General features: G+C 69.3%; 12 protein-coding genes. 6 read left to right on the top strand and 6 right to left on the bottom strand.

Annotation, left to right across the window (positions count from 1 at the left end; all coding sequences use genetic code 11):
• Positions 1-855 precede the first annotated feature (855 nt).
• Entirely contained in the window at positions 856-1,215 is a 360-nt protein-coding gene (locus ACFXOM_RS07140) for an ArsR/SmtB family transcription factor (protein WP_384928063.1), read from the top strand.
• Positions 1,216-1,312: 97 nt separating this feature from the next.
• Complete coding sequence (locus ACFXOM_RS07135) at positions 1,313-2,677, top strand: MFS transporter (RefSeq protein WP_384928060.1); 1,365 nt, start codon at positions 1,313-1,315, stop codon at positions 2,675-2,677.
• Positions 2,678-3,154: 477 nt separating this feature from the next.
• On the opposite strand, the gene ACFXOM_RS07130 is transcribed toward ACFXOM_RS07135, so the two are convergent.
• Entirely contained in the window at positions 3,155-4,516 is a 1,362-nt protein-coding gene (locus tag ACFXOM_RS07130) for a carotenoid oxygenase family protein (RefSeq protein ID WP_384928058.1), read from the bottom strand.
• Between the two features lie 48 nt (positions 4,517-4,564).
• Positions 4,565-6,112 carry an MFS transporter gene (locus tag ACFXOM_RS07125; RefSeq protein ID WP_385037237.1) on the bottom strand — a complete coding sequence of 516 codons (1,548 nt, stop codon included), beginning with the start codon at positions 6,110-6,112 and terminating at the stop codon, positions 4,565-4,567.
• A gap of 677 nt (positions 6,113-6,789) precedes the next feature.
• Here ACFXOM_RS07125 and ACFXOM_RS07120 point away from each other — a divergent pair.
• Positions 6,790-7,767, top strand: coding sequence for a hypothetical protein (locus ACFXOM_RS07120; RefSeq protein WP_384928052.1), 978 nt, complete (start codon positions 6,790-6,792; stop codon positions 7,765-7,767).
• Positions 7,768-8,090: 323 nt separating this feature from the next.
• Here the strand turns inward: ACFXOM_RS07120 and ACFXOM_RS07115 are convergent, their stop codons facing one another.
• The 4 genes from ACFXOM_RS07115 to ACFXOM_RS07100 all read right to left on the bottom strand — a co-directional run bounded on the left by ACFXOM_RS07115 (position 8,091) and on the right by ACFXOM_RS07100 (position 13,693).
• Positions 8,091-10,097: an ATP-binding protein gene (locus tag ACFXOM_RS07115; protein ID WP_384928049.1), complete on the bottom strand. Its 2,007-nt coding sequence runs from the start codon at positions 10,095-10,097 to the stop codon at positions 8,091-8,093.
• Positions 10,098-10,267: 170 nt separating this feature from the next.
• On the bottom strand, positions 10,268-11,560 hold the full coding sequence (locus tag ACFXOM_RS07110; RefSeq protein ID WP_384928046.1) for a cytochrome P450, cyclodipeptide synthase-associated: 1,293 nt from the start codon (positions 11,558-11,560) through the stop codon (positions 10,268-10,270).
• A gap of 360 nt (positions 11,561-11,920) precedes the next feature.
• The gene (locus ACFXOM_RS07105; protein WP_384948652.1) at positions 11,921-13,042 is read right to left on the bottom strand and encodes an amidinotransferase; all 1,122 of its coding nucleotides are present in this window, start codon (positions 13,040-13,042) and stop codon (positions 11,921-11,923) included.
• 351 nt (positions 13,043-13,393) lie between these two features.
• Positions 13,394-13,693, bottom strand: coding sequence for a PRC-barrel domain-containing protein (locus ACFXOM_RS07100; protein ID WP_384928040.1), 300 nt, complete (start codon positions 13,691-13,693; stop codon positions 13,394-13,396).
• 1,151 nt (positions 13,694-14,844) lie between these two features.
• Between ACFXOM_RS07100 and ctaD the strand changes: the two genes are divergently transcribed.
• The 3 genes from ctaD to ACFXOM_RS07085 all read left to right on the top strand — a co-directional run bounded on the left by ctaD (position 14,845) and on the right by ACFXOM_RS07085 (position 17,325).
• Positions 14,845-16,566 carry a cytochrome c oxidase subunit I gene (ctaD, locus tag ACFXOM_RS07095; RefSeq protein ID WP_384928989.1) on the top strand — a complete coding sequence of 574 codons (1,722 nt, stop codon included), beginning with the start codon at positions 14,845-14,847 and terminating at the stop codon, positions 16,564-16,566.
• Positions 16,563-16,904 (top strand): hypothetical protein, encoded by a 342-nt coding sequence (locus ACFXOM_RS07090; protein WP_384928037.1) that lies wholly within the window; start codon positions 16,563-16,565, stop codon positions 16,902-16,904. The genes ctaD and ACFXOM_RS07090 overlap by 4 nt, the downstream gene beginning before the upstream one ends.
• 250 nt (positions 16,905-17,154) lie before the next feature.
• Positions 17,155-17,325 (top strand): hydrophobic protein, encoded by a 171-nt coding sequence (locus ACFXOM_RS07085; protein ID WP_384928034.1) that lies wholly within the window; start codon positions 17,155-17,157, stop codon positions 17,323-17,325.
• Positions 17,326-17,531: the final 206 nt, after the last annotated feature.

Here is a 17,531-nt window from a genome sequence, read left to right as displayed (position 1 = left end):
TGCGTATGCGTGCGCAGAACTGTGCCATGACCATGGAGTCGGCGCCGAGGTCGGTGAAGAAGTTGCCGTCCACCGGAACCTGCTCGGTGTGCAGGACGCCGGCGAGTACGTCGGCCATCTGCATCTCGGTGGCAGCCGCGGCGCCGTTCGTGTCTGCGGCGGTGGGGTCGGAACGCATGTGCTGTGGCCTCCCGTCAGGCTGGTCCGCTGTCTGACAACCGCTGAACCCTCTCGTCCCTTCCGCGCACGTGATGTAACGGCGGCCCCGGAGCACGGTGCATAGCCCGGTGAGCACCGCCTTCCGCCCCGGAGGCATCGGGCGCCGTGCGTTCTGGTGCGGAGATTCGGGACGTGCCGTCGAGCGGGGGTTCGGCCGGGTCGCTGCTTCGTCCTTGTGCCGGCCCGTCGGGGCATCCGCGGGAGGGGACGCGGCGCCACCGACACCGATCGGTGTTGCGGTCGGTGGCGCAGGGAAGGGAGTGCCGTCCGAGGCCAGTGACACGGACGGCATGGCACGGAGCTGAGCCGTATCCCATGTTTCCAGGTTCCGAAAGGTTGCCTGCTTCCACCATCCGGCAGGTGTCCGAACCGCCCCCGCCGACCGGCGGGGCCACTTTCGGCCATGCTACCGGCGAGTGCCGGTCGCGGGCTCCGTGGCGCCCGCGTGCAGGCACCGCCCGTCCGACTCCGTTCCGGAGTCGGATGATTGCGGATCGGAACCGGTCGTCGCCGGGTCTTCGGACGGCCGTGGATCCCGCTCGCGGTGCCGCGCACGAGCGTCGCAGCCCGGTGTGATGCGTCAGCCCCGTGTGGTGCCCGGTCCGAGCCGGTGGGGACGCGCCTACGATGGAGTCCATGTCCGGACGCGCAGGAAGCTCAACGGCGAATGACGCGCATCAGCGCACGCCCGGCACCGCCGAGCTCGCCGCGGCGGCGCGGGTCTTCTCGCTGCTGGCCGAGCCCACGCGGCTGCACCTCGTGTGGCTGCTCACCCACGGCGAAGCAGACGTCACCGCCCTGGCCGCTTCGTGTGGCGCGGCCCGTCCCGCCGTGAGCCAGCACCTCGCCAAGCTGCGTCTCGGTGGGCTGGTCCAGGCCCACAAGGACGGACGCAGGGTGGTCTACGCGCTCACGGACGGCCACATGCGACGTCTGGTCGTGGAAGCCATCAGTCATGCCGACCACGAGGTGACCGGAGAGCCCTGGCACGACTGAACCGGGCCCACCCACCCGGATGAGTCAACATGTGCGCACTCATGCACGCATCGGATACGGTGGTGGCGCAACCTCATCGCCGACGAGGGGCCGTCGCATGTTGTCCGTGCTGCGCAACCGCACCTACCGGCACCTGTTCACCGCCCAGGTCGTCGCCCTGGTCGGCACGGGTCTGGCGACCATCGCACTGAGCCTCCTGGCCTACGACATCGCGGGCGCGGACGCCTCCGCCGTGCTGGGCACGGCCCTGGCGATCAAGATGGTCGCGTACGTGGGGGTGGCCCCGGTCATCGGCGCCCTGGCCGACCGGGTCCCGCGACGCGTGCTCCTCGTCTCCACGGACCTGGTCCGCGCCGTCGTCGCCCTGGCGCTGCCGTTCGTCACCCAGGTGTGGCAGATCTACGTACTGGTCTTCCTGCTCCAAGCGGCGTCGGCAGCCTTCACACCGGCCTTCCAGGCCACCGTTCCCGACGTACTGCCCGATGAGCGCGACTACACGCGCGCCCTGTCACTCTCCCGGCTCGCCTACGACCTGGAAGGTGTCTTCAGCCCGGTGCTCGCCGCGGCGCTGCTCTCACTGGTCTCCTACAACTGGCTGTTCACCGGAACCACGGTGGGCTTCCTGGCCTCCGCCTCGCTCGTGGTGTCCGCCCTGCTGCCGAAGCCCGAGCCTGTCGAGCGCACCGGGGGCGTCTTCGCCAAGGCAGCCTTCGGGACGCGCTTGTTCCTGGCCACCCCGAGGCTGCGCGCGCTGCTCGCGCTGGACCTGGTGGTGGCGGCTCCGGGAGCCATGGTCATCGTCAACACGGTCGTCCTGGTCCGCGACGGACTCGGCCGGCCGGCCGGAGACGTCTCGCTGGCCCTGGGCGCGTACGGCGGCGGATCGATGGCGGCCGCACTCCTGCTTCCCCGCTTCCTGGACCGGGTCGGCGACCGGGCCCTGATGCTGCCCGGCGCCTTCGTCATGACCGGGGTGCTCGCGGCCCTGTCCGTGTGCCTCGCCCTTCCTCCCGGCAGATGGTCCTGGCCCGCGCTGCTCGCCGCCTGGGCCGCGCTCGGCGCCGCGACCTCCGTGGTCCTCACTCCCGGTGGCCGACTGCTGCGACGGTCGGCGTCCAGCGCCGACCTGCCCGCAGCTTTCGCCGCGCAGTTCTCCCTGAGCCACGGCTGCTGGCTGCTCACGTACCCCCTCGCCGGTTGGCTGGCGGCAGCCGCCGGCATGCTCACCGCCTCGGCCGTGCTCACGGTGATCGCTCTGGCCGCCGCGGTGTCCGCGGTACGGATCTGGCCGCACCGCGACCCCGCCGAACTCGACCACGTGCACGCCGAACTGCCCACGGGCCACCCCCACCTGACCGATGCGGCCCCGACGGTCGACGGCCCGCGGCACCGTCACGACTACCGCATCGACTCCCTGCACCCCCGGTGGCCGGGAACCGCGCGCAGGTCGGCCTCCGTGTGATGCGCGGGTCCTCGCCGTTCCCGCGCGCCGGCCGCAGGCGGGTACGGCTCCGATCCGGTCGCCGTGGCCCGTTCGCCCGAGCGGCCCGCACCGACGGCCACCTGGCACCGCCGGCGCGACCCCACTCCGCACCTCCCGTCGGTGCAGCCGCCGACCCGTCGTCGTCCGCCGGGGATTCCGTCCGGGGCCGTGCCAACACCGGTGGGGGCCCGTGCCCGCATCGACAGGGGGCGGCCTGGTGGTGGTCCTTCACGTCGTGCGGGCCCGTCCTGCGGCAACGGCAGGACGGGCCCGTGAGTGCTCAGCCGGGACCGGCGGGGGGCGGTTCCGTGCACCGCTCCCACCGGTCCCGCGGAAGGCCAGCGCGTGTCCCGCGGGCCGGTGGCCGGATCGGTGGACGGCTGCCCGCCGGCTGGCCCCTGGGTCAGCCCACTCCTGACCAACGGTCAGGAGTGGGTGTGCGTTCCCTGCCGTGGATCAGCCCGCGGGTTCTTCGAGGGCGGTGTCGGGGATCCAGGAGCCGTGGAGACCGGCGTTCACCCGGTGGGGCAGGTGGACGGTGGCGATCTGCTCGAGGCCGGAGGCGTCGAGGACCAGCAGTTGGGAGGCGTCCTGTTTGAGGTCGGAGAGGACCGTGAGCAGGTATCCGTCGTCCTCGCGGGTGGCTCCGGCGGCGGGCACGAAGACGGCTTCGCCGGGCATGCGGGCGTCGCCGGCCTGGTGGATGCGACGGGCACCGGTGGTGCGGTCGTACTTGACGATGCCGTAGCCGCCGAAGCCGTTGTCGTCGGGGAAGGCGATGGCGTACTGGTAGCGGTTCTCGGCGCCGAGGTACTGCTCGTTGAGGGTGGGGAACTCCACCGGGAGGTCGTCGATGATCTGTTCGTCGACGGATCCCGTGGTCGTGTCGACCACCCAGCGCCGCGTGTAGGAGCGGGAGACGGGCTCGGAGCCGCGCCCGGGTGCGCCGACCCACCAGTTCCAGGAGAGTCGGAAGCCCTCGCGGTCCACGGTGGGACCTTCCAGGACGATGCGGTCCTGGCCGTCCTCGTAGGCGTTCGAGACGTGCAGCATGTTGCCCGGTTCGATGGAGAACCAGCGGACGTGCCGGGCGCCGTCGCCGCCGCGCGGCATGACCCCGATGCGGGCCGGCTGCTGGTCGCTCCAGGCGTAGGGGATACCGGAGGTCTCTGCGGGATCGAAGGTGACGTTGCCCTCGACGAAGACCACGTGGCGGCGAGTGAGGGCGAAGTCGTGCTTGAGCGAGGCCGTGGCTCCCGGGACCTCCGCGCTGTGGACGATCTCGCCCTGGGAATCCGCGACGTGGTATGTCAGGAACGGGGGGAAGGGCGAGGACGCGAAGAAGTGGAGCTCCCCCGTGACCGGGTCTTCCTTGGGGTGCGCGGTCATCGCGGTGCGCAGCTTGCCGTTGAAGTCGTAGGCGCCGACCGTCTCCAGGTCCCGGGTGAGTTCGAAGGGGACGTTCGCCTCGCACAGCGCGAGGAGCCGTCCAGCGTGTTCGATGACGTGGGTTCCGGCGGTGCTGGCGGTCAGGTCCGGGCCGCGCTCGGTCATGTAGGGGGCGCCGTCGAGGGCGGGGGTGTGCACCCAACGGTTGCGGTACCACTCGGCCCGCCCCTCGCGGAGCCGGATGCCGTGGACCATGCCGCTCCCCTTGAACCAATGGGACGGGGTGACACCGGGCTTGGGGTTGTGGCTGTTACGGAGCAGGCGACCGGTCAGCTCGGCCGGCAGGTGCCCCTCGACGGTGAGTTCGGTGGCGGTGACCTCGTCGGTGACGGGCGTGTAGTGGCCGGTCAGGTAGGGCTTGTTGGACATGTTCGGTCCTCAGATCTCGTGTTGTGGTGTCGAAGGAGGCGCGTGGTCTCAGACGGACTGCCCGGCGCTGCCGTGGCGGTCCGGTCCCCGGGCGATGGGCCGGGTGGGCACGTGGTGGGCGGCTGCCAGGCTCAGCGGGGCGGGTGCCGGAGGTGTCGCCGCGGCGGAGGGGCGGCCGTTGCGGGTCCTGCGGGTGAGGCGTAGCGCGAAGAGAGCGGTGGCTGTGAGGATCGCGGCCGACACAGTGAAGGCGGCGCGATAGCCGGCGGTGACGGCCTCCAGAGGGGCCTGGTCGACGGAAGCCCGGGCGGTGACGGAGCCGGCCAGCGTCGCCAGGGCGGCGAGGCCGACGGCACCGCCGACCTGGCGTGTGGTGTTCACCAGACCACCGGCCAGGCCCGCGTCCTGCGGCGGGACGTCGTCCACGGCGAGCGCGGTGAGGTGGACGAAGGCGGAGCCCAGGCCGAGGCCGATCAGGATGCTCGGGCCGAGGACGTGGCCGGGGTAGCTTCCGTCTGCGCTGATGCGTGACAACCACATCATGCCGACGGCGGTCGTGAACAGGGCCACGGTTACGGCAGCGGCGTCCCCGATGCGCCGGGAGACGTGTGGTGACACCATCGCGCCGAGCAAGCTCGCTACTGCCAGGGGAAGTTGACCGACACCGGTGGCCAAAGGATTCATGCCGAGCACGTGTTGCTGGTAGAGCGGCAGGAAGAAGAACAGCGCGATCCATACGGAGCCCAGTAGCGCCATCAGCAGGTTGCCGGGTGCGACCCGGCCGGTGGTGAACAGCCGGGGCGGTACGAGTGCGTTCGAACGGCGACGCTCGATCACGACGAAGGCACCGAGCAGCGCGGCGGAGCAGAGGAGGGTGCCCAACACCCAGGGGTCCGTCCAGCCGGCGCCGCGTGCGGTGGTCAATCCCCAGACCAGGCACGTCAGGGCCAAGGTGACGGTGACGGTGCCCAACAGGTCGAACCGCTCGCCCGTGCGGCCGGTCGACGGTGGCACGAGTCCCACCACCGCGACGAGGACCAGTACCGTCCCGACCGCGACGGAGTGGAAGATCCAGGGCCAGCCCCACGCCTGGGTGAGGATGCCGCCGAGCAGGACACCGCCCGCGCCGCCCGCTCCAGAGACCGCACCCCACACTCCCAACGCCTTGCCGCGACCGGCGTCGGAGGGGAACTGTTCCATCGCCAACGCGAGCGCCGCCGGGGCGATGACGGCAGCGCCGAGGCCCTGAGCGGCGCGGGCGGTCACCAGCATGTAGGAGGAGGTGGCCAGTCCCGCGGCCAGCGAAGCCACGGCGAACAGCGAGAGGCCGGCGACCAGTACCCGGCGTCGACCGAGCAGGTCGGCGGCCCGGCCGCCCGCCAGCAGCAACGCTCCGAATGCCACGCCGTAGGCGTTGACCACCCAGGTGGTTCCGCCGTCCGAGAGGCCGACTCCGGTGCGGATTTGCGGAAGCGCCACGTTGACGATCGAGGTGGCGAGCGTGACGGTGAACTGGGCACCGGCGAGCGCAGCGAGCGCGGCTCCCGGCCGAGCGGCGGGTGGCGAGTGGGCCGTCCGTGTGCGGTGGAGGTTCATGGCACAGAGCGTCACGCCGGGCGGTGTCCACTTTCCAGCTCCGTCAGGGGCGTTGACTGTCCAACGCTGTCCGCACCCGTCCACCTCCCCGACGCCGCGCGCGTCGGCTGACGCCGCGAACGTCCCGTCCCGGGCCCCTGCCCGCTTGGCCCCGTCGAACGGCGAAGTCCGGCACGTGGCGGTCGACGGGCGCCGCCCGTCGAGGCCTGCCACGGACGTCCGGCGGCAGAACGTCCCACCAGGATGGCCGTGCCACGGGCCGCGGCGGCACTTCAACCATCGAGATCGCCGACAGAGTCAGGCTCGGGCAATCGGGTACCCCTCGGGTGACAGCGTCCCGCCGATGCTTCTGTGGTGAGTGACCGGCGACGGACGCCCCTCGTCGCCCGCGTGGGTCGTTGGCTGGCGGACCGTCAGCACGTCGCGGGTCGAGGGAGCAGGCACGGCGAAATACGGCCATCCTCCTCAGGGATTCTCGATCTGCTTGACCGTCCACAGGAGGCTGCTGTTGCCTGTGGTGACGGGCTATTCGGAAATTCCGGCGCACAGGAGAAGTCCCGAGGTCTCCGTGCTCCCTCGAGCTTCGCGTGCGCGGCGGACGCGTGCCGAACTTCCGCCCGTATTCCTTGCGGCGGACGGAGGAACCGTCGCGGTCATCGAAAGAAGGGACAGCGGTCATGTCGTGGTTTGACGTGGAGGTCTTCGGCGGGGCCAAATGGCCGGGAGGCTGGACGGTCGACATCCAGGAGTTGAAGACCGGTCGGAACCCGTTCGCGAAGGCGCTGCGGGACTTCCTCGCGTCGGCCCCGACCACGGATCTGAAGAAGGCCGTAGAGGCAGCCTGCGACGCCTATCTGAAGTCCCTCGCGGACCCGGAGATCTCCGCGGAGGACAGCTATCTGATGTCGCGTGAGATAGCCAAGGCAGCCGGTGCCAGCAAAGCGTCGGCTCATGAACTGGCCAGGTCGGCGATGCCAGGCGGGCCGATCGTCTCGGACTTCTCCGTGAGCGGACTCCGCTACACGCTGGAGTACACCGATGCGAAGCGCCTCTGGGAGATCCAGCACAGCGACCTGCTGCCCTGGCCGTACGAAGCCAGCGCCAAGAAGCCGGACTACGCCTCGCGGCAGCACACCACCACGGACATGGTGAAGCGCACCCGCAAGGCAGGCCAGGAAGAAGTCAAGGAGGCAGTACGGAAGGCGAGCGAGGCAGCGAAGAAGCAACTCGGGAAGCAAGATGTCGCGGAGAGGACCATTCGCACCGCGAAGGAGGCGGCCACCTTCTACGAGCTTTCCACGCACGTCGGTGACCACGTGCGTGTGACGGACCGGGCCCTGAGCCAGATTCCCAAGCAGATCGCCGACGACGTACGCGACAAGGGCGAGACCTATCGCGGCAAGATCGTGCGGGTGGTCGTGAACCTCCGAGAGAACACATCGCTGTACGACGGCTCCGGGAGTCCGGTGAGCATCGACAGCAAGGACATCACCTCCCGGCTGAACGCACTCGACGACAAGCTCGCCTTCAGCTACGTGAACCTCATCTTCCCGCCGGAGATCGTGGTCGACGACCTCACCATCGAGACCGGTGTGGTCAATCTGATGGCAGAGAGCAGCAACGGCAAGCGGACGTTCAGCTGGCTCAAGTACTGAGCCCCGGAAGGTCGCCCCAGCGGTGCCCCGCGCGTCCGGGGCGCCTCCTTCCACGGGGGCGGCGTCGCTTCGTGGGTCCCTCCGGTCGGGGCACGTGACGCCGAGGGGGCTCAGGGTGCGGAGTGTGCTGCACCCGTGATGGCGAGGCGGCGGTACCGCCGGTGTGCCGGCGAGGCGGAGGGCTCCGAGGGCAGGGTGGCGCAAGCTCGCCGGAAGCGCCACCGCGAGGTCGACGCGACGGCCTCGCCGTCCGCCGCTACGGGGCCGCCGTGCCGGTCGCAGCCAGCAACGAGTGGCTGTGACCAGCACTTTCGAAACCCACCCTAGGGAGCCTCGAGAGGGCCGTGCAGTTCCCTCCGCCACAGAGCCTCGCACAGGAGGTCCAGCCCCTGGCGCAGATGGCGACGGTAGGTCCCGTACGGCACGCCGAGCCGGCGGGCGGCGGCCTCCTGGGTGGGTGCACCGGAGAAGTAGCCCGCAGTCAGGGCCTCGCGGGCCCGTACCCCCCGCGGTTCCCGGGCGAGGCCGTCGACGGCCTGGCGCAGGAGGGCGCGCAACTCCTCCACGGGATCCGTACAGTCGGCCGCGATACGGGCGCGCATCAGGGCGCAGGCGGCGAAGGTACCCGCGTCCCGCCAGTGCAGCATTGCCTCGCGAACGGCTTGGTCGAAGGCGGTGCGCGAGAGGCCCGACGGCCCGGCCTGGACGGGCACGTCCGTGGTGGAGATGAAGCGACGGAGCCAGGTCTCCACGGGTTCCCGGCGCCAGTCGACGCCGAACAGCCCGTAGGTGTGCTCACCGACGCGCGGGCGCGCCCCGGTGTCGCCGAGGGTGCCCTCGACGCGTTCGGCCCAGGTCTCGGCGTCCCGGAACACGGCGAAGCCGTAGGCGCGGCCGCGGGCGCGTGCGGCCTCCGCCTGCGCGCGGGAACTGCTCAGGTCGATGACGCGCGAGGGGACCTGGTAGCGCTCGGGGTAGACCGAGAAGCGGCTTATGCCGATGTGTTCGCCGGGGACCACCGGCGCGGTGGCGTCGGTGTGTTGCCATGCGGCCGCGACGACGGGATCGGTGGCCACGTCCTGGGGGTCGGGAGGGGCCGGCAGAGCCAGTCTGGCGGTGAACGCCACGACCCGACCCGTGCTCACCAGACGATAGACGCTGAAGGCCTGCGGCTGACGTTGCGCCCAGTAGCGGACGAGCTCCGCGGAGGCAGCCCCCTCGGTCTCCTCCGCCATGCGCAGGACGATATCGATGTCATCCGGTTGCAGGGGACGGTCGTGCACTTCGTCCTCGCGGGACCACGTGCGCAGTCGGGCCAGGGTCTTCCCCTCCCGGAAGAGGTAGAAGAGTTCGTCGGTGACGGTCCACACCCGCTCCTCGGGGGCCTCCCGAAGGATGCGCAGGTACTCGTCCGCAAGGCGCCGGCGCATCGTCACGAACGCGTTGGGCGCCCGCCAGCGCAGGTCGGCGGCGAGCGTCTCCCGTGCGGCGTCGTGGGGGTGGACCCCCCGGTGCGTGGACTCCATGAAGGGCAGGTCCCGCAGCCAGGAGAACAGGACGTGCGCGTCCTCCTCCGGCAGTACTGCGGTGAGCAGTTCCTCGGACGTCGAGTGGGCGTGCGCGGCCACTTCCAGGGCGCGGCGGTGGGCCGCCGTGGGCACCTCACCGATGAGCCCTGTCAACAGGGTCCGCAGGACACCGGCCGAGGGAGCCCAGATCTCCTCCCTGCTGCAGCCCGTCGATCCCGCGGCTGCCGCGAGGGACAGCGCCAGCGGATTGCCTCCGGCGAAGCGGAGCACCCGGTCCCGCAGTTCGGGCCGGATCCTGGCTGCGGCCAGCAGGCTCCGGGCCTGCTCCTCGGAGAACGGCTCCAGTTCGGTCACGTGCAGCAACCCGGCCCAAGCGGGGTCGGCGGTCCACTGCGGCTGCGGGGCGTGCCGACCGGCCAGGACGACCAGGGAGCCGTCCGCTGCGCGGGGCAGGAAATGGTGCCGCAGCCAACTCTCCAGCCACTGGCAGTGCTCGAAGGAATCCACCACGAGGACCGTGCCGGGAACTTCCAGGAAAGATCCGGCCGCGTCTTCGAAGTCGGCAGGGTCCCGGCTGGCGAAGCGTCCGTCGATCTCGACGAGCGGTCGCCCCGCCGCCCGAGCGTGGTCGGCCAGGCGCCGCAGCAGCGTCGACTTCCCGATGCCGCCCGGCCCGAACACGTAGAACGCGAAAGGGGCCTGCGGATCGCCGGTCAAAGCCACCTCGAAGCGGCCCAGTTCGGCCTCCCGGCCGATGAAGGCCCGCACCCGCGCACTGCTCAGTCTTTCCCCCACGGACACCACGGCGGCTCCAACCCCCTCGTCCCGGCACCGGACACGTCGGGAGACACTACCTCTCGGCGTCTCGGCCGCAGCCACCGCGAGCCCCTGGCACGGGGCGCCGTGCCCTTCTCCACGGTGCAGGCACGGCTGCCGTGTTTCGGCACGAGGGTGTCCCCGCGCAGCGTCGATCACGGGATCGAAGCCGCGCTGTCCTGCTCGGTCAGCCTGCCGCCGGGCACGGGTGCCGACTGGGCGGTGACGCTTTCGTGGACGGGGCTGAAGTCCAGGGACAGGGACGCGGGGCCACGGGTGTACAGGCCCGTTTCCCGGTAGCGGAACCCGGGACTGTAGCGGACCCGGTGGAGCACGGAGAGGAGCATCGTGGCGACGGTTTCGATCTCGGCGCGCGCGAAGGCCGCGCCGATGCACTGGTGGAGTCCGGTCCCGAAGGACAGGTGCTGGGCGGCGGCGGTGAAGGAGCGGGCGGTGCCGAGGTCCGGGCGGTGGATGTCGAAGGTGTCGGGCTCGGCGAAGGCGTCGGGGTCGCGGTTGGCAGCGCCGATCATGCAGAAGAGGGTGGCGCCCGCGGGCACGGCGGTGCCGGAGAACACGACGTCCTGCTCCGCCTGACGGGGGATGAGCTGGACCGGCGGGGTGTAGCGCAGGGTCTCGGCGATGGCCGCGGGAAGCAGGTTCGGTTCCCGGCGGACCTGGGCCATCTGCTCGGGGTTGTCGATCAGGTGCTTGAAGAGCAGGGCGAGCGTCTTGTCCGCCGGCTCGGTGGCGGCGGCCAGTACGTTGATGATCAGTGCGGTGATGTCGCGCTCGCTCATGGCAATGCCGTCGAACTCCGCGGTGCACAGCCGTGATATGAGGTCCTCGCCGGGGTGGCGGCGCCGCTGCTCGATGACAGGGAGGAGGTACGCCTCCAGCTTTTCGGCGCAGCCCAGGCAGTGTTTCCGGCGTCGGGGAGTGAGGGTCATGCTGGTGATGAACTCGGCCACACCACTGTGCCAGGCGGCGATCTGCGGCCAGTCGTCCTTGTTCAGGCCGAGGACGTCGAGCGTCACGTGGACGGCGAGGGGCTTGCCGAAGTCGTTGACGAGGTCCAGCCTGCCCCGTGACAGGAAGGGAGCGATGAGCTCGGTGGCGTTGGTGCGGACGGAGCGCATCTGGCTCTGGAGGACCTGTCCGGTGAAGCTCCTGATGACGATGCTCCGCTTCGCGGTGTGCTCGGCACCGGTCATTTGCGCGAGGACCGGCCCGCGCATCACCGGTTCGGCGCGTGTCTGCAGCGTTGCGGTGGAGAACGCCTGATGGTCGGTCAGTACCCGTTTCACGTCGCGGTGGCGCGAGAGGAAGTAGCTGTCGATCGATGGTTCGTGGTGCACCGGCGCCACGTCCCGCAGCCATGCGAAGAAACGGTAGGGATCGGCGGCGAAGTCCTCGGAAAGGACGCTGAAGTGGGGGGCCATGGCCATGGGGAACCTTTCGCGGTGCACGGATCGAGCAGGGAGCCGCGGGTCGAGCACGTCGGCGTCCGCGGCGGGCGTGGGCCGGATCCGAACGGTACCGGCTGCTCAGGAGATCCAGCCGGTGACGACCTCAGCCGTACATCGCCGCGGCAGTCGACAACGCTGCCTCCGTGCGAACGCGACGGAGTGACGGCTTGTGCGAGGCAGGGCGGCCCGCAGTGTGATCGTCCTGCGAGCGCTGCGAGGCCGTGGCGCGCCGTCGACCGCGTTGCTGCTGCTTCGCCGGTGTTGCACTGCGGGGTGCGTCTGCCGGGTGGGCTTGGCTTCTCCCCGGAAGCGCACGGCGCCAGCCGTCCTCTCCGTCCGTCAGTCGAAATAGGACTCGAGTGTGCCACGACGCCGGACGTCGAGGGTGGCGCAGTGGAACGAGCCACCGAACGGCGCGTAGTGCAGCAGATTGCACGGGATCGGTTCGAAGCCCCAACGTTCGAGTGCGTGCAGCATGTTGGTGTGGTGCCGCTCGACGATCACGCGCTTTTCGTCGATCATCAGAACATTCATGCTGAGCCACTTGCCGCACGTCGAGGTGATGTTGAGTAGGCGTTCGTCGATCGGGCTGGGGTCCGGGGCGATCAGAACGTCCCATGAGCGCAGTACCTCGGGCAGGCGCGAGACGTCGATGTATTCGGGATTGACCAGGACCTTGCCCGGTGCCAGCAAGAGGAGTGTCGTGTCGATGTGCATGGGGGTGCGGCAGCGGCTCTCGACCTCGTGGATGCGGTAGCCCGAACCGAGGTGACGGCGCAGCCACTCGATGCCCATACGGTTGGTGACATTGCTCCTCGTGACGAACAGGTCGCGTCCCGCGCGCATGAAATCCGCCGCGTCAAAAACGGGCTCGTACTCGGTGAGGATGCGGTGAGGAGGTTCTCCGGCCCTGGGAATACGGTAATCCGACCTGAACAGGGCGTCGGTGAGCTGGGGTTTGGGCGCTGCAGTCCAGCGTGCCCCGCGTCGGAAGTAGTCCTTGAGGAGCGGGCGATAGGAGTGGGTTTCGAAGTACCTACTCGGCCACGCCATGGGGGTCTCGATGATCTCATTGCCGATGACGATCATGCTGTCACGCGGACACGTATTGCCGAAACCGCGGGATGACCAGTCGGGAGTGCTGAAGCGCCGGCGGTGGTCGACCGCTTCGGGGCGCGTCACGGTGATACCGAGGGAACGCAGGAGGGCGATGAACTCATCGAGTTCCTGCTGTGCTGGTTCGAGCAGCAAGCGCGGGTACTTCTTGCCGGCGGCCAGGCCCTGTAGACGTGCCGCCCATGGCGGGAGGTTGCAGGACACCACCGGGTGACGGGAGGGAACCGTCGCTCCGTCAAGTCGACCGACGATAACCTCTTCCAGAGGGTCCCATTCGTTGTGCGAGTTGACCGGTGAAAGGGACGTCTGCCAGTCGTCCTCCGCCATGGCTGACGAAACCGCCATCACGTCGGGTCCGTAATCCTCGGAGAGGCCTCCGCCGACGCTCTTCGAATGCCCGCCATCTGAAGTACCACCCAATCAGTAATTTTTCGGTCACCGTACCAGGTGTTTTCTGGTCATTGCTGGGAATGCGCGGTCGAGCCGCTCATCGGGTCGACCAAAACATCCACTCGGTCTCTGCGTTCCGGGAGCCTTCTCGGCCACTTGCTGCAGAAGTGGGACAACGGTGACTGCCACCGCCCTCCATTTCTCACGGTGGACACAACCGTCTGCGGGCCCGCCGACCGCCGATCCGTCGCCGTCGAGGTCGGTGCCCATGGGCCGCTCCTCGAGCTCCTGGCGTCCGGGCCCGAGTCAGCTGTAGAAGGGGCGGTAGTAGTCGGCGACGTCCTCACGGAAGTGGCTGTTGCCGTGGTGCTGCTCCGGGTCGTATTCGGGGGAGTCCTTGATCTCCTCCCTGGTCCTGTTGACGAGGAGTTTCTCCTCATGGCGGTCGACCCGCACGACGGTGCCCGCGGGGATCAGCACGTGCCTGCCGGAGATCCACGGGTCGGTGTCGACGACCACGTAGGTGGATCCGAGTTCCTCGGTGGCTTCGTCGACCGTGCCGATCGGGCCGTCGGTCGCCACGACCGTGTATCCGACCAGGCTCATCCCCGGCCTGTGGTGAGACTCCGGATGGTAGTTCCACATGTCGCGTGTCATAGGTCCTCGATTGCCCGCTCGAGCCCGGGGGCGGGCCGTCTTTGGGCTGCTACGTCGGTGCTCTGCCCATGCTGTCGTCGTCGGTGAGGTGCTGCATCCCCTGCCGCTCGCCTCGGCGCGGGCCGGTCGCCACGTGTATCGCACGGTTGCCGATGTGTTCGCAACGACGTTCACGCCCCGTCGTCCGATCGTGCCGGCAGCTAGGCTCTTCCTTCCCGACGCGACCCGCCTCCCCGCCGCAGCGACACTCGCGCGACCAGTCCATCCCTCACTCCACACCCACCGGCCGCGCTCCGCCACCCGGGAGACTCGGGCACGCTGCGACCCGGCGTCGGGAGCGGCGAGGCGTGTTGGTAGCCGGAAGAGGGATGCCTGCTTGCAGGGCGTCAGACCACGGAGGGCGTCCACGCCGTGCCTCCCCGAGGACCCGGCACTCGGCACCGCGCGTCGGGCGAACGGCTGCCGTGCCGGGTCGCGTACTCCTCCACGGCCCCGTAGACAGAGGGCATGGAAAGCGAAGCCAAGGACTGGTTCCACCCCGGCGAGATCGTGCCGGACAGCGGTATCTACGAATGTGATTGCGGGGCTCGGCACCACTGGAGCACCGACGTGAAAGGACACCGGTTTCCGCCCCTGCCCAGCGGCTGCACGGGCAGCCGCTGGCGGCTCCAGACCCAGGCTCACCCAGGGAGTTGACCTGCTCGGCCCGGCGTTCCCGTCCCGGCGCGACTCAGCGCTCCAGGCCGTCACCGACTCCTCTCCGGGTGCGCAGTCCTGTCGCACGGGAAACACAGGCCTAGGACGTCGGGACCCGGCGCGGAACGACCGGAGGTCGCCGCGGAGGCGCCGGCCGGCTCCGCACCGGGGCGGACACCTGGGCGGCCGTGCGCAAGCGGGCCCCGCCCTTCGCGATCGAAGGCGTCAACGACCAGCCGCTCATGCAGGTGGCCCAACCCGTGCTTCCTTTCGGGTGAAAGGAGCACGGAGGTGCTCGGCCGTGGCGCCTTCGTGGGGGAGAAAGGCATCGTAAGTGTGCGTTGCCCCATCGGCTGGCCCCGTGTCGGCGCTGAGGCTGAGTCTGGCAGGAGCCCTGCGTGGCCATGCATCCCGAGATCCCGTCCCGAGCCACGGTCGATGACTCGTACGAGGACGAGATCCCTCTCCGGCACCGGCGGCCCGGGAACGTGGTGGTGAAGTGGCTGACCACCACGGACCACAAGACCATCGGCACGTTGTACATGACCACGTCGTTCGCCTTCTTCTGCGTCGGCGGACTGCTGGCCATGTTCATGCGCGCCGAGTTGGCGCGGCCGGGGATGCAGATCATGTCGAGCGAGCAGTACAACCAGGCGTTCACGATGCACGGCCTGATCATGCTGCTGATGTTCGCGACCCCGTTGTTCGCCGGATTCGCCAACTGGATCATGCCGTTGCAGATCGGGGCTCCGGATGTGGCGTTCCCGCGGCTGAACATGTTCGCGTACTGGCTCTACCTCTTCGGCTCGCTCATCGCGCTCGCCTCCTTCCTCACTCCGAACGGTGCACCGGACTTCGGCTGGTTCATGTATCCGCCCTTGTCGGACGAGGTGCACACGCCCAACGTGGGCGCGGACATGGTGATCGCGGGTCTGGCCTTCTCCGGCTTCGGCACGATCCTCGGTTCGGTCAACTTCATCACCACGATCATCTGCATGCGTGCTCCGGGCATGACGATGTTCCGTATGTCGATCTTCTGCTGGACGGTGCTGCTGACCGGTGTGCTGGTCCTGCTCGCCTTCCCGGTACTGGCCGCGGCCCTGTTCGCCCTGGAGGCGGACCGAAAGTTCGGCGCCCACATCTTCGACGCGGCCAACGGAGGCGCGTTGTTGTGGCAACACCTCTTCTGGTTCTTCGGCCATCCAGAGGTGTACATCATCGCCCTACCGTTCTTCGGGATCATCTCGGAGGTCATCCCGGTCTTCAGCCGCAAGCCGATGTTCGGTTACATCGGCCTGGTGGCCGCGACCATCGCCATCGCCGGCCTGTCCGTGACCGTGTGGGCCCACCACATGTTCGTCACCGGAGCGGTGCTGCTGCCGTTCTTCTCCTTCATGACCTTCCTGATCGCCGTGCCCACCGGTGTGAAGTTCTTCAACTGGATCGGCACCATGTGGAAGGGGGCACTGACCTTCGAGGCTCCCATGCTCTGGGCCACCGGCTTCCTGGTGACCTTCCTCTTCGGAGGTTTGACGGGAATCATCCTGGCTTCGCCCCCGATGGACTTCCACGTCTCCGACTCGTACTTCGTCGTCGCGCACTTCCACTACGTCGTCTTCGGCACCGTGGTGTTCGCGATGTTCGCCGGATTCCACTTCTGGTGGCCGAAGTTCACCGGCAAGCGGCTCGACGAGCGCCTGGGCAAGATCAGCTTCTGGACCCTGTTCATCGGCTTTCAGGGCACGTTCCTGGTCCAGCACTGGCTGGGCGCCGAGGGCATGCCGCGCCGCTACGCGGACTACCTGGCGGCCGACGGTTTCACCGCGCTGAACACGTTCTCCACGATCAGCTCGTTCCTGCTGGGAATGTCGGTGCTGCCGTTCCTCTACAACATCTGGTGGACCTCGAAGCACGGCACGGTGGTCGAGACGGACGATCCGTGGGGCTACGGCCGTTCCCTCGAGTGGGCGACGTCCTGCCCGCCGCCGCGACACAACTTCGTGACCCTGCCGCGGATCCGCTCGGAATCACCTGCCTTCGACATGCACCACCCCGAGATTGCCGAGATCCAGTACGGCGGTGCTCCTCAGCCGCGCCTGAGCGGCCCGGGGAAGGAGCTGAGGTGAGCGCTCGCCCGCCGCACGAGGCAGTCCAGAGCGGGCTGCGCCAGCTCGACGGCTACCTCTACTGGCAGGCGGAACTCACCCAGGCACGCAGGGAGGCCACCGCCTTCTGCGACACGCTGCCCTGGCTGACCTCCGGCGAGCGGCGGGAACTCGAAGAGGAGTACGCCCGGGCCCGCGTAGACATGTCCAAAATGATCACCCGTCGAATCGCGCACCGGTGCTGGGAACTTCGTGCGGAGTACGAGGCGCGCTACCAGCATCTTCGCCGGCGGACCACCGCTGCGGCCCTCGCCACCGGCTGCCTCGTCCTCACGGCGTGGGAGTTGCTTCGTCACTGAGTCCCGGTACCCCGCCGGGGAAGCCGGGGCGGGCGTCGATGGACGCTGTGCCGGCGACCCCTTCCACCGCGGATGACCACCGTGCTCGCGGCTGCGCGCGGGAACGGAGTGTGCTGCGGCCTCGGTGCGGCGGCCGATGAGCGTACGCTCCGGCCGGCAGGCCCGTGGAAGGCTTCTCCTGCATGAGTAAGGTGCGTCGGGGAGTGTGCCAGGAATTGCAGGGCACATGGGGTGCAGGAGGTCGATTGCTATGGTTCCCCTGTTGCTTGTTCTCCTTCTCGTACTCGTCCTTTTCGGTGCTGGCTTCGCCGTCAAGGCCTTGTGGTGGCTCGCGCTCGTCGTTCTGCTGGTGTGGCTCCTCGGCTTCGTGGTGCGCTCAACGCCCACCGGCGGCGGCCGCGGCCGCTGGTACCGATGGTGAGGTGACCGCGTACACCGCGTACACCGCGTCCCCTCCCCGGGCCCGGCCGTGACGGTCGGGCCCGGGGCATGGGTGCCGTTGGGGCCGGTCACGCGGCGCACCGTCCCACGTGCGTGCGTTGCAAGCCGTGGCTGTGGGGTGTCGTGCGGGCCGGATTCGGCCCGCACGAACGGACCCGTGGGCACTCCGACGCGATCCGCCCCGAC

It is taken from the genome of Streptomyces sp. NPDC059169, assembly GCF_042755225.1.
Lineage (GTDB): Bacteria > Actinomycetota > Actinomycetes > Streptomycetales > Streptomycetaceae > Streptomyces.
This window is presented reverse-complemented; position numbering and strand designations above follow the sequence as displayed.